The 11,864-nt window shown below is 68.6% G+C and carries 12 protein-coding genes and 1 pseudogene; all 13 read right to left on the bottom strand.

Annotated elements, in window-relative coordinates; translation table 11 throughout:
* Nucleotides 1-5: 5 nt before the first annotated feature.
* Nucleotides 6-1,595 carry a F0F1 ATP synthase subunit alpha gene (atpA, locus tag AQJ27_RS17400; protein WP_054233223.1) on the bottom strand — a complete coding sequence of 530 codons (1,590 nt, stop codon included), beginning with the start codon at nucleotides 1,593-1,595 and terminating at the stop codon, nucleotides 6-8.
* A gap of 124 nt (nucleotides 1,596-1,719) precedes the next feature.
* Complete coding sequence (locus AQJ27_RS17395) at nucleotides 1,720-2,544, bottom strand: F0F1 ATP synthase subunit delta (RefSeq protein ID WP_067369028.1); 825 nt, start codon at nucleotides 2,542-2,544, stop codon at nucleotides 1,720-1,722.
* Nucleotides 2,541-3,089 (bottom strand): F0F1 ATP synthase subunit B, encoded by a 549-nt coding sequence (locus tag AQJ27_RS17390; RefSeq protein WP_067369019.1) that lies wholly within the window; start codon nucleotides 3,087-3,089, stop codon nucleotides 2,541-2,543. The genes AQJ27_RS17395 and AQJ27_RS17390 overlap by 4 nt, the downstream gene beginning before the upstream one ends.
* 38 nt (nucleotides 3,090-3,127) lie before the next feature.
* Nucleotides 3,128-3,364, bottom strand: a complete 237-nt coding sequence (locus AQJ27_RS17385; RefSeq protein WP_015657805.1) for an ATP synthase subunit c family protein — start codon at nucleotides 3,362-3,364, stop codon at nucleotides 3,128-3,130.
* 76 nt (nucleotides 3,365-3,440) lie between these two features.
* Nucleotides 3,441-4,259: a FoF1 ATP synthase subunit A gene (gene atpB, locus AQJ27_RS17380; RefSeq protein ID WP_483027179.1), complete on the bottom strand. Its 819-nt coding sequence runs from the start codon at nucleotides 4,257-4,259 to the stop codon at nucleotides 3,441-3,443.
* A gap of 225 nt (nucleotides 4,260-4,484) precedes the next feature.
* Nucleotides 4,485-4,925: a Cg1360 family ATP-synthase-associated protein gene (locus tag AQJ27_RS17375; protein ID WP_067369016.1), complete on the bottom strand. Its 441-nt coding sequence runs from the start codon at nucleotides 4,923-4,925 to the stop codon at nucleotides 4,485-4,487.
* Between the two features lie 284 nt (nucleotides 4,926-5,209).
* Nucleotides 5,210-6,586 carry an MraY family glycosyltransferase gene (locus AQJ27_RS17370; protein WP_067369012.1) on the bottom strand — a complete coding sequence of 459 codons (1,377 nt, stop codon included), beginning with the start codon at nucleotides 6,584-6,586 and terminating at the stop codon, nucleotides 5,210-5,212.
* Between the two features lie 126 nt (nucleotides 6,587-6,712).
* The gene (locus AQJ27_RS17365) at nucleotides 6,713-7,954 is read right to left on the bottom strand and encodes a serine hydroxymethyltransferase (RefSeq protein WP_067369009.1); all 1,242 of its coding nucleotides are present in this window, start codon (nucleotides 7,952-7,954) and stop codon (nucleotides 6,713-6,715) included.
* A 112-nt stretch (nucleotides 7,955-8,066) separates the two neighbouring features.
* Nucleotides 8,067-8,309, bottom strand: a pseudogene (locus AQJ27_RS17360) (protein-tyrosine-phosphatase); the annotation flags it as partial.
* Between the two features lie 90 nt (nucleotides 8,310-8,399).
* The gene (locus AQJ27_RS17355; RefSeq protein ID WP_054233230.1) at nucleotides 8,400-9,065 is read right to left on the bottom strand and encodes an arsenate reductase/protein-tyrosine-phosphatase family protein; all 666 of its coding nucleotides are present in this window, start codon (nucleotides 9,063-9,065) and stop codon (nucleotides 8,400-8,402) included.
* Complete coding sequence (locus AQJ27_RS17350; protein WP_054233231.1) at nucleotides 9,062-9,709, bottom strand: L-threonylcarbamoyladenylate synthase; 648 nt, start codon at nucleotides 9,707-9,709, stop codon at nucleotides 9,062-9,064. Before AQJ27_RS17350 ends, AQJ27_RS17355 begins: the two co-directional genes overlap by 4 nt.
* Nucleotides 9,710-9,762: 53 nt before the next feature.
* Nucleotides 9,763-10,608: a peptide chain release factor N(5)-glutamine methyltransferase gene (prmC, locus tag AQJ27_RS17345; protein WP_054233232.1), complete on the bottom strand. Its 846-nt coding sequence runs from the start codon at nucleotides 10,606-10,608 to the stop codon at nucleotides 9,763-9,765.
* A gap of 123 nt (nucleotides 10,609-10,731) precedes the next feature.
* On the bottom strand, nucleotides 10,732-11,808 hold the full coding sequence (gene prfA / locus AQJ27_RS17340; protein ID WP_054233261.1) for a peptide chain release factor 1: 1,077 nt from the start codon (nucleotides 11,806-11,808) through the stop codon (nucleotides 10,732-10,734).
* Between the last annotated feature and the right edge of the window lie 56 nt (nucleotides 11,809-11,864).

Genomic DNA, 11,864 nt, shown 5'->3' with positions numbered 1-11,864 from the left:
TTACGTCACTTGGCCGCGGCCGGAACGTCTTCGCCGAGAAGCTTGCCGTCCGAGGTCTCGAACTGCTTCTTGAAGTCCGCGATGGCGTCGGCGATGGCCGTGAGGGTGTCGTCCGACATCTTGCCGCCCTCCTTGATGGAGGTCATGAGGCCCTGCTCCTTGCGGTGCAGGTACTCCAGGAGCTCCTTCTCGAAGCGGCGGATGTCGGCGACCGGTACCTCGTCCATCTTGCCGGTGGTACCGGCCCAGACGGAGACGACCTGGTCCTCGGTGGCCATCGGCTGGTACTGAGCCTGCTTGAGCAGCTCGACCAGGCGCTGACCGCGCTCCAGCTGGGACTTCGACGCGGCGTCCAGGTCGGAACCGAAGGCGGCGAACGCCTCCAGCTCGCGGTACTGGGCGAGGTCCAGGCGGAGTCGGCCGGAGACCTGCTTCATCGCCTTGTGCTGGGCGGAGCCACCGACGCGGGAGACCGAGATACCGACGTTCAGGGCCGGACGCTGGCCGGCGTTGAACAGGTCGGACTCCAGGAAGCACTGGCCGTCGGTGATGGAGATGACGTTGGTCGGGATGAACGCCGACACGTCGTTCGCCTTGGTCTCGACGATCGGCAGACCCGTCATCGAACCGGCGCCCAGGTCGTCGGAGAGCTTCGCGCAGCGCTCCAGCAGACGGGAGTGCAGGTAGAAGACGTCACCGGGGTAGGCCTCGCGCCCCGGCGGACGGCGGAGCAGCAGGGACACGGCGCGGTAGGCGTCGGCCTGCTTCGAGAGGTCGTCGAAGATGATGAGGACGTGCTTGCCCTCGTACATCCACTGCTGGCCGATGGCCGAACCGGTGTACGGCGCAAGGTACTTGAAGCCGGCCGGGTCGGACGCCGGGGCGGCGACGATGGTCGTGTACTCCAGCGCGCCGGCCTCTTCGAGGGCGCCACGCACGGAGGCGATGGTTGAACCCTTCTGACCGATGGCGACGTAGATGCAGCGGACCTGCTTCTTGGTGTCGCCCGAGCGCCAGTTGTCGCGCTGGTTGATGATCGTGTCGACGGCCAGCGCGGTCTTGCCGGTCTGACGGTCGCCGATGACCAGCTGACGCTGGCCACGGCCGATCGGGGTCATCGCGTCGACGGCCTTGTAGCCGGTCTCCATCGGCTCGTGCACCGACTTGCGGACCATGACGCCCGGGGCCTGCAGCTCGAGGGCGCGGCGGCCGGTGGTCTCGATCTCGCCGAGGCCGTCGATCGGGTTGCCGAGCGGGTCGACGACGCGGCCGAGGTAGCCCTCGCCCACGGCGACGGACAGCACCTCACCGGTGCGCTGCACCGGCTGGCCCTCCTCGATACCACTGAACTCGCCGAGGACGACCGCACCGATCTCGCGCTCTTCCAGGTTCAGCGCGAGACCGAGGGTTCCGTCCTCGAACTTCAGCAGCTCGTTCGCCATCGCCGAGGGAAGGCCCTCGATCTTGGCGATACCGTCGCCGGCGACGGTGACCGTACCGACCTCCTCGCGCGAGGCCGCGTCCGGCTTGTACGACTGGACAAAGTTCTCCAGCGCGTCCCGGATCTCCTCCGGCCGGATCGTGAGCTCCGCCATCTGGGTTCCCTGCTCTCCTTGTTGGGCCCGAAGTTTTCTTGGGGGGTCTGGGGTCAGCCCCCAGGAATCCTCTGCACGGCCCAACCAGGGCCGTAAGTACTACGTGGTTACGCGTATTGAGTTGCTACTGGCCGACGATGCGGCGGCGCGCGTCCTCGAGTCGGTCCGCGACGGCACCGTCGATGATCTCGTCGCCGACCTGCACCCGCATCCCGCCGACGACCGCGGGGTCCACGTCGAGGTTGAGGTGCATCGGGCGGCCGTAGAGCTTCGCCAGAGCGGCACCGAGGCGCTGCTTCTGTCCGTCACTCAGCGGGACCGCCGAGGTGACGACGGCGACCATGCGGTTGCGGCGCTCGGCGGCGAGCTTGGACAGGGACTCGAGTCCCGCCTCCAGGCTACGTCCCCGGGGCGCGGCCACAAGGCGCGTCACCAGGCGTTCGGTGGTCGGGTTGGCCCGGCCGCCGAGCAGGCTGTGCAGCAGCTCGCTCTTGGCCGCCTTCGAGGCGGTGCGGTCGGTCAGCGCGGCGCGCAGCTCGGTGTTCGAAGCGACGATCCGACCGAAGCGGAACAGTTCGTCCTCGACGTCGTCGAGCGCGTTCGCCCGCTGGGCGGCCGTGAGGTCGGCGATGCTCGCCAGCTCCTCCAGCGCGTCCACCAGGTCACGCGACTGCGACCAGCGCGAGCGCACCAGGCCGGTCACCAGGTCCGCGGTCGACCCGCCGACCTGGCCGCCGAGCAGGCGCTGGGCCAGCTCGGCCTTGGCCTCGCCGGGCTGCGCCGGGTCGGTCAGGACCCGACGCAGCGACACCTCGCGGTTGAGCAGCGCGGTGACGGCGGCCAGCTCGTCGCCGAGCTGGACCGCGTCCACGGACGTCGAGTCCGTCAGCGCGTCGAGACGCTCACGAGCTGCAGCGAGGGCCTCGCGGCTTGCTCCGTGTGCGGTCATCGAGTCGCCTCGGCCTTCTCCTCGAGCTCGTCGAGGAAACGGTCGATGACGCGGCTCTGCCGGGCGTGGTCCTCGAGGGACTCACCGACGAGCTTGCCGGCCAGGTCGGTGGCGAGCTTGCCCACGTCCTGTCGCAGCGCCTGCGAGGCGGCCTTGCGGTCGGCCTCGAGCTGCGAGTGACCGGCGGCGATGATCTCCTCGCGCTGCCGCTGGCCTTCCGCACGCATGTCGGCGATGAGCGTGGCGCCCTGCTCCTGCGCCTCCTGGCGCAGCCGCGCGGCCTCGTGCCGTGCCTCGGCGAGCTGGGCCTTGTACTGCTCCAGCACGCTCTGGGCTTCGACCTTCATGGCGTCGGCCTCTTCGATACCGCCTTCGATCGCCGCGCGGCGCTCTTCCAGAACCTTGTTGATGTTCGGGAGGAGCTTCTTCCAGAAGAAGAAGAACACGATGGCGAAGGCGATGGTGCCGACGAGCAGCTCGGGACCCGCCGGGATGAGCGGGTTCTGCTCTTCCTCGGCTGCGAGTGCAACCAGGTTGGCGATCACATCAGTGCCTTTCGTCGTTTCGTGTCAGTAAGGGGTGATTACTTACCGAACACGAACGGCATAACGATGCCGATGAGGGCGAGCGCCTCACAGAAGGCGAAGCCGAGGATCTGGTTTGCGCGGATCAGACCGGCGGCTTCGGGCTGACGGGCCAGGGCCTGGGTGCCGTTACCGAAGATGATGCCGACGCCGACGCCGGGGCCGATGGCGGCGAGGCCGTAGCCGATGGAACCGAGCGAACCGGAGACAGCGGCGAGGGTCTCAGTGGCAGCCATGCTGAATCTTCCTTCTCTTTCTTGGACCGGCGGGGGTTGGCCACCGGACGTTCTGGGGTTTGCGGGGGGCGGTGACTCAGTGGTGCTCGGCGAGCGCGCCCTGGAGGTACGAGCAGGCCAGCAGTACGAAGACGTACGCCTGGACGGCCTGCACGAAAAGCTCGAAGAGGATCATGACGATGGTCATCACGAACGACACACCGGCCGCCGGGACCATCCAGCTGTTCAGCAGGTACCAGGAGGCGACCGTGAACATGACCAGCATCAGGTGGCCGGCGAACATGTTGGCGAAGAGTCGGACCGCGTGCGTGAAGGGGCGGACGATCAGGTTCGAGAGGAACTCGATGACCATCACGAGCGGCAGCACCCCGCCGAGCGACTTGTCGTAGCCCGTCACGTTCTTGAAGAAGCCGACGAAGCCGTGGCGCTTGAACGTGACCGAGACCCAGAGGATCCAGACCAGCGCGGCGAGTACCACCGGGAAGGCGAAGACCGACGAGACCGGGAACTGGGCCAGCGGGATCACGGACCAAATGTTCATGATCCAGATGAAGAAGAACAGCGAGACCATCAGCGGGACGTACTTCTCGCCCTCGCGCTTGCCGAGCGTCTCGTAGACGATGCCGCGGCGCACGAAGTCGTAACCGGCCTCACCGACCATCTGCAGCTTGCCCGGGATCACCTTGGCCTTGCCGAAGGCCGCCCAGAAGAAGGCGACGACAAGGATGGAGGTGAGGAGGGCGAGCAGCATGACCTTGTTGAACTCGAACCCCCCGACCGTGGCGAGCGGCTTGAAGAGGAACGAGTGCAGGCCCGGAGCCGGAAAGCCACACCCGTTGTCGGACATGATCCGACAGCTCCAGTCAAAGGCGAGCTGGGTCTGGTCAGCACTCACCACGGGCTCCTTCGGCGTGACGCATAGGTACGGCAACCTCGTTGTGTCGGCGCGGCGCGCAGCCGCGGTTCGGCACTGGACTGGTGTAACGGATGTGAGGGCGGCTGTGGGGCATCAAGCCTCGCGATTGAGCAGGCGTCAGCTCAGATGCCCGCGCCCGCGATGCCGCAGTTGGCACCGGACGATAGCAGGATCTCCCACATGGCTTTATCCCACCCCTACCCCTCACGACGAGGACCCTGATTTCTCGGGCTTCTCGCTCTTCTTCTCGGGTTCGGGGTCGACATAGAAGATCTTGGCCTTCATGTGCGCCCGCGCCTGCGCCGCCATCCACACGACGGTCGCGAGGACGAGGCCGACCGCGAACGCCTTGGGGTTGAACAGAGACGTGTTCTTGAAGAGTGCCACGAAGATCAGGAGCAGCAGGAGCTGGGCCACGTAGAGCATCAGGCCCATGGCCTGGAACAACTGCGGGAGCGTTTTTGCCGTCCACTGCAGGACGTAGAGGCCGATCCCCATGAAGAGGATGGCCAGCAGTGTGCCGATGCCCGCGCCGAGCGCGCCTTTGCCACCCGCGATCACGCCACTGACGGCGACGGCGATCGCGCCGACAGCCGCCGTGGGGACAGCGGTGTGCAATAGGTTCCGGGCGTCATTGGACGGCATGGCGGCAACTCCGCTTGCTTCGGGGGCAGGGTGTCGTCATGGACGAGCGTAGTCCCGGGCTGAGAGGGAACCTCACGCCAAGGGGCCGTCTCACTACGGTCCTTCGGCTCTACCCCGGGTTCTCGTGAACCGTATCACAAACTATTTGATGCGGTCTTTACCTAGAAGGTGTGCTCGCTGTCACACATGAGAGTGAACCTGCGCGTATGTGCAATATCGAGGGCGACTTGTCTGGTATTGACACGGTTTGCCGGTGATCCCTCTTGCAGAACTCTTACTTTGCGTCAGCGTGAAGATTCGGCTTTGCGCCCTTCCAGGAAGCGCGCACGGGGCCCAATTGCCGTCGCTCCGTTGACTCCTGAGACACCCGTGGTGACCGGGGAACGGTGTTCGCGCACGCCCTCTTCCCGCTCCTGGGCCGCCTTCTCGTGGGACGTCGGCTCCTCGTACGCGACGGAGGCCACGGCCGCCTCGGCCGCCAGGGCCACCCTGCGACGGCGGCGGTAGCGCGGCGGCACCAGGTGCTCGGCCCAGCGCGGGGCACGCGGCGTGAAGCGCGGCAGCAGAAGCAGTACGAGACCCACCGCGCTGAGCGCCGCGATGCCGAGCACGATCCACATGGACGCCGAGTTCACGGAGAAGGCGAGCGCTCCGAAGGCGATCAGCGCCGACCAGAAGTACATGATCAGGACGGCCCTGCTGTGCGAGTGGCCGACCTCCAGGAGGCGGTGGTGCAGGTGGCCGCGGTCGGCGGCGAAGGGCGACTGACCGCGCCAGGTGCGCCGCACGATGGCGAGCACCAGGTCGGCTGCCGGGACCGCGATGATCGTCAGCGGCAGCAGCAGCGGGATGTAGACCGGCACCGTCTGGTGCACGGTGTTGCGCTCCGAACCGGAGAACAGGTTCATCGCGTCCGGGTCGATCTGCCCGGTGATGGAGATCGCGCCGGCGGCCAGCACCAGGCCGATCAGCATCGAGCCGGAGTCGCCCATGAAGATCCGGGCGGGGTGCATGTTGTGCGGCAGGAAGCCCAGACACATGCCCATGAGGATCGACGCGAAGAGGGTCGCCGGGGCGGCGGCCTCGATGCCGTAGCTGTACCAGATGCGGTACGCGTACAGGAAGAACGCGGCGGAGGCGATGCACACCATGCCGGCGGCCAGACCGTCGAGGCCGTCGACGAAGTTCACCGCGTTGATCGTGATGACGACCAGCGCCACGGTGAGCAGGGTGCCCTGCCACTGGGTCAGCGCGACCAGGCCGACGCCGGGGATGGGCAGCCACAGGATCGTCAGACCCTGCATGACCATCACACCCGCGGCGATCATCTGGCCGCCCAGCTTGATCAGGGCGTCGATCTCGAACTTGTCGTCCAGGACACCGATCAGCCAGATCAGCGCGGCGCCGGAGAGCAGTGCGCGGGGCTCGTTGGAGTCCGAGAAGACCGCGTTGAGGTTCCGCAGATGGTCGGCGACCAGCAGACCGGCGCACAGACCGAAGAACATCGCGATGCCGCCGAGCCGCGGCGTGGGTTCCCGGTGCACGTCACGTGCCCGGATCTGCGGCATGGCTCCGGCCACGATCGCGAACTTCCGTACCGGCCCTGTCAGCAGATACGTCACCGCGGCCGTGATGCAGAGCGTCAGCAGATATTCACGCACGGGCTTCCCCACAGGTCTCGCTGGCCATCTCAGCCCCACACCCTAGCGATGCGCGCATATGGTTGGGGACTTCCGGGTAGCGACGATGGTTGCACGAGTGGCTGTGCACACGTGTGCGTGTACCCCTCACTCGTCCGGATAGGGCGGAAATCTCCCGGCCAGATCCCTTACTTCTTCACGTGCACGCTTGCTGTCGGCCTCGTTGCGCAGCACCGCCGCGAACAACTTCGCGACCTGCGACATCTCCGCCTCGCCCATCCCCTGCGTGGTCAGCGCGGCCGTGCCCAGGCGCAGGCCACGGACGTCGCCGTGGGGCAGCGCGCAGGTGTCGAGGACCATTCCGGCGGCGGCCAGCCGGCCGCGCGCGCTGCGTCCGTCGAGACCGAGCGGAGCGGTGTCCGCGGTGAGCATGTGGGTGTCGGTCCCCCCGGTGGTGAGGGCGAGCCCCTCCGCGGCCAGCCCCTCGGCCAGCACCTTCGCGTTGGCGACCACCTGATGCGCGTACGCCGCGAACGCAGGGGTCGCGGCCTCGCCGAACGCGACGGCCTTGGCGGCGATGGTGTGCATCTGGGCGCCGCCCTGGGTGAAGGGGAAGACGGCCCGGTCGACCCGCTCGGCCAGCTCGCCGCCACAGAGGATCATGCCGCCGCGGGGGCCGCGCAGGACCTTGTGCGTGGTGGCGCAGACGACATCGGCGTACGGCACCGGACTGGGCGCCGCTCCCCCGGCGACCAGGCCGATGGGGTGGGCGGCGTCGGCGATGAGATAGGCGCCGACCTCGTCGGCGATCGCCCGGAAGAGCGCGTAGTCCATGTGCCGGGGGTAGGAGATCGCCCCGCAGACGATGGCCTTCGGCCGGTGCGTACGGGCCAGTGTGCGCACCTGCTCGTAGTCGATGAGCCCGCTCTCCGCCTCCACCCCGTACCCGACGAAGTCGAACCAGCGGCCGGAGAAGTTCGCGGGCGACCCGTGCGTGAGGTGGCCGCCGAACGGCAGCCCCATGGCCAGGACGGTGTCCCCGGGGCGCAACAGGGCGGCGTACGTGGCGAGGACGGCCGAAGATCCGGAGTGGGACTGCACGTTGGCATGCTCGGCGCCGAAGAGGGCCTTGGCGCGCTCGACGGCGAGGCGCTCGGCGACGTCGACGATCTCGCAGCCGCCGTGGTGGCGGGCGCCGGGATACCCCTCGGCGTACTTGTTCGCCAGCGGCGACCCGAGGGCGGTCAGCACCGCCTTCGAGGTGAAGTTCTCGGCCGCGATCAGCTGGAGCGTCGTCGACTGCCGCGCCAGCTCCCCCATCAGGATCTCGGCGAGCTCCGGGTCCTGCAGACGCAGAACATCCGCTTCCAGCGTTTGTGTGACCGGCATGGTGGACTCCGGGCCTCGGCGGGGTGCGCTACGTCCAATGTAGAACCGGGACCGGTGGGACGCCCGGTATTACGGCCTATCGGGCGCTCCCCGAGAAAACACCCACACCGACCTACGCGCGCGCCCGCACCCCCGTCAAGGCCGTCACCACCGGATCCAGTGCCTCATTGATCTCGTCGCCGATCGAGCGGAAGAACGGCAGGGGCGCGCCGTACGGGTCGAAGACCTCGTCCGCCTCCGCCGTGGGCGCCAGCAGCCACCCGCGTAGAGCGGCGGCAGCCCGCACCAGGGCACGGGCGCGTTCGACCACACCGTCCTCCAGAGGAGGAAGCGTGGCGGGGGCCAAATCCCGCACGCGCCCCTCGCACCGCTCGGCCCCGGCGGGCCTCCCGGGCTTCGGGTCGCTGCGCCGGACTCCGTCCGTCGAACCCCCACCAAGGGCGGATCAGGCTCGCGCCCGCACCCCGGTCAGCGCCGTTACCACCGGATCCAGTGCCTCATTGATCTCGTCGCCGATCGAGCGGAAGAACGGCAGGGGCGCGCCGTACGGGTCGAAGACCTCGTCCGCCTCCGCCGTGGGGGCCAGCAGCCACCCGCGTAGAGCGGCGGCGGCCCGCACCAGGGCACGGGCGCGTTCGACCACACCGTCCTCCAGAGGAGGAAGCGTGGCGGGGTCTATGGCGCGGACCAGCCTGGTGAACTCCTTCAGGGTGAAGGTGCGCAGGCCCGCGGAGTGGCCCATGGAGATGACCTGGGCGCGGTGGTCGCGGGTCGCGGTGAGGACCAGGTCGGCCCTGATGACGTGGTCGTCGAGGAGCTCGCGGCCGACGAAGCCGGAGGGGTCCGCGCCGAAGTCCGCGAGGACCGTCTCGGCGTTGGCCTCCATGGGGGCGCCCTCGTGCCCCCAGGTGCCGGCGCTCTCGACGATGAGTCCGCCCCACAGGGGGTCGCCCAGCCGGTCCGCGAGGGCATGGCGGGTCAGCCGCTCGGTGATCGGCGAGCGGCACACGTTGCCGGTGCTGACGTGGAGGATGCGGAAGGACCCCCTGGGGGACCCATTGGTCCCCGTGATCCCCGTGCCTATGCCACGCCCCGCGTCAGGGGCTGTCAATTCGCCACCTCGAGGTCGGGTACGACCTTCCGGAGCTCCTCCGCCGACAGGGCACCCGCGCGCAGCAGGACCGGCACCTTGCCGGTGACGTCGACGATCGAGGAGGGAACGTTGCCGGGGGTCGGACCGCCGTCCAGGTACACGGAGACGGAGTCGCCGAGCATCTCCTGCGCGGCGTCACAGTCCTCCGGCGCCGGGTGGCCCGTGAGGTTCGCGGAGGAGACGGCCATCGGGCCGACCTCCGTCAGCAGTTCGATGGCGACCGGGTGAAGCGGCATACGAATGGCCACCGTGCCCCGGGTGTCGCCCAAGTCCCACTGCAGGGACGGCTGGTGCTTGGCGACGAGGGTGAGCGCACCCGGCCAGAACGCGTCGACGAGCTCCCAGGCCATCTCGGAGAAGTCCGTGACGAGGCCGTGCAGGGTGTTCGGGGAGCCGATGAGGACAGGGGTGGGCATGTTGCGGCCCCGGCCCTTGGCCTCAAGGAGGTCGGCGACGGCTTCCGAGGTGAACGCGTCGGCGCCGATGCCGTACACCGTGTCCGTCGGGAGGACCACCAGCTCGCCACGGCGGACGGCGGACGCGGCCTCACGCAGACCGGTGATGCGGTCGGTCGCGTCGTTGGTGTCGTATCGCCGTGCCATTTAGCGGGCCTCCTCGTACACGTACTGCTGGCTGGGGGTCACGATGCGCGCGCTCACGGCATCGCCTTGCGGGCGGTCGCGAACCGCGGCCGGTTGTTGAGGTCCGGGTGGTCGGCCGCGTCGGCCCAGCCCCGCTCCTCGGTGAAGATCCACGGCACCTGCCCGCCCTGGGTGTCGGCGTGCTCGATGACGACGACGCCGCCGGGGCGCAGCAGTCGGTGCGCGGTGCGCTCGATGCCACGGATGAGGTCCAGTCCGTCCTCGCCCGAGAACAGGGCGAGTTCGGGATCGTAGTCCCGGGCCTCCGGCGCCACGTACTCCCATTCCGTGAGCGGGATGTACGGCGGGTTGGAGATCACCAGGTCCACCTGGCCGTCGAGGTCCCTGAAGGCCTCCAGGGCGTCTCCCTGGCGCAGGTCGACCCTGGACCCCTCGACGTTCTTGCGCGTCCACTGAAGGGCGTCCTCGGACAGCTCCACGGCGTGTACGCGGGAGCGCGGGACCTCCTGCGCGAGCGCGAGCGCGATGGCGCCCGAGCCGGTGCACAGGTCGACGATCAGCGGCTCGACGACGTCCATCGCGCGGACGGCGTCTATGGCCCAGCCGACGACGGACTCCGTCTCCGGACGCGGGACGAACACCCCGGGGCCCACCTGGAGTTCCAGATAGCGGAAGTAGGCGTGTCCGGTGATGTGCTGGAGCGGCTCGCGGGCCTCGCGGCGCGCGGTCACCTCCCAGTAGCGGGCGTCGAAGTCCACGTCCTTGACGGTGTGCAGCTCGCCCCGCTTCACGCCGTGCACGAAGGCGGCGAGCTCCTCCGCGTCGTTGCGCGGCGAGGGCACGCCGGCGTCGGCCAGCCGCTGGGTGGCCTGGGCCACTTCCGCGAGCAGCAGGTTCACGCTGGTCCTCCGGGGCTGAGCTGTTGTCGTACGGCTTGACGAGCAGGGCTTAACAGGTACGGCCTCACAAAGCTGCGGCCGGCCGTCCGGCCGTTGCGCCGTTCGGCCGTCCGCCGTTCCGCCTTACGCGGCCGCGAGCTTCGCGGCCGAGTCGGCGTCGACGCACGCCTGGATCATCGCGTCGAGGTCCCCGTCGAGCACCTGGTCCAAGTTGTACGCCTTGAATCCGACGCGGTGGTCCGAGATGCGGTTCTCCGGGAAGTTGTACGTACGGATCTTCTCGGAGCGGTCGACGGTGCGGACCTGGCTGCGGCGGGCGTCGGCGGCCTCACGCTCCGCTTCCTCCTGCGCCGCGGCGAGGAGCCTGGAGCGCAGGATACGCATCGCCTGCTCCTTGTTCTGCAGCTGGCTCTTCTCGTTCTGGCAGGAGGCGACGACTCCGGTCGGAATGTGCGTGATGCGCACCGCGGAGTCGGTCGTGTTGACGGACTGGCCGCCGGGGCCCGACGAGCGGTAGACGTCGATGCGCAGGTCGTTCGCGTGGATCTCGACGTCGACCTCCTCGGCCTCGGGCGTGACCAGCACACCGGCCGCGGAGGTGTGGATGCGGCCCTGCGACTCGGTCGAGGGCACCCGCTGCACGCGGTGCACCCCGCCCTCGTACTTCAGGCGCGCCCAGACACCCTGACCGGGCTCGGTGGCACCCTGGCCGCCCTTGGTCTTCACCGCGACCTGGACGTCCTTGTAGCCGCCGAGCTCGGACTCGGTGGAGTCGATGATCTCGGTCTTCCAGCCCACGCGCTCGGCGTAGCGCAGGTACATGCGCAGCAGGTCGCCGGCGAACAGGGCCGACTCGTCGCCGCCCGCGCCCGCCTTGATCTCGAGGATGACGTCCTTGTCGTCGCTGGGGTCGCGCGGGACCAGCAGCAGGCGGAGCTTCTCGGTGAGCTCCTCGCGCTGCTTCTCCAGCTCCTTGACCTCGGCCGCGAAGTCGGGGTCGTCGGCGGCGAACTCCTTCGCCGTGCCGATGTCGTCCCCGGTCTGCTTCCAGGAGCGGTACGTCGCGACGATCGGGGTCAGCTCGGCGTAGCGCTTGTTCAGCTTGCGCGCGTTGGCCTGGTCGGCGTGGACCGACGGGTCAGCGAGCTTCTTCTCCAGATCGGCGTGTTCACCGATGAGTTCCTCGACCGCCTCGAACATCTCCGGCTCCAATGGACTGTCCCCAGCTCCATCATGGGCTCAGGGACGTAGGTAAG

This window comes from Streptomyces olivochromogenes, from assembly GCF_001514115.1.
Classification (GTDB): domain Bacteria; phylum Actinomycetota; class Actinomycetes; order Streptomycetales; family Streptomycetaceae; genus Streptomyces; species Streptomyces olivochromogenes.
The sequence above is the reverse complement of the archived record's forward strand: the minus strand, read 5'-3'. Positions and strand labels throughout refer to the sequence as shown.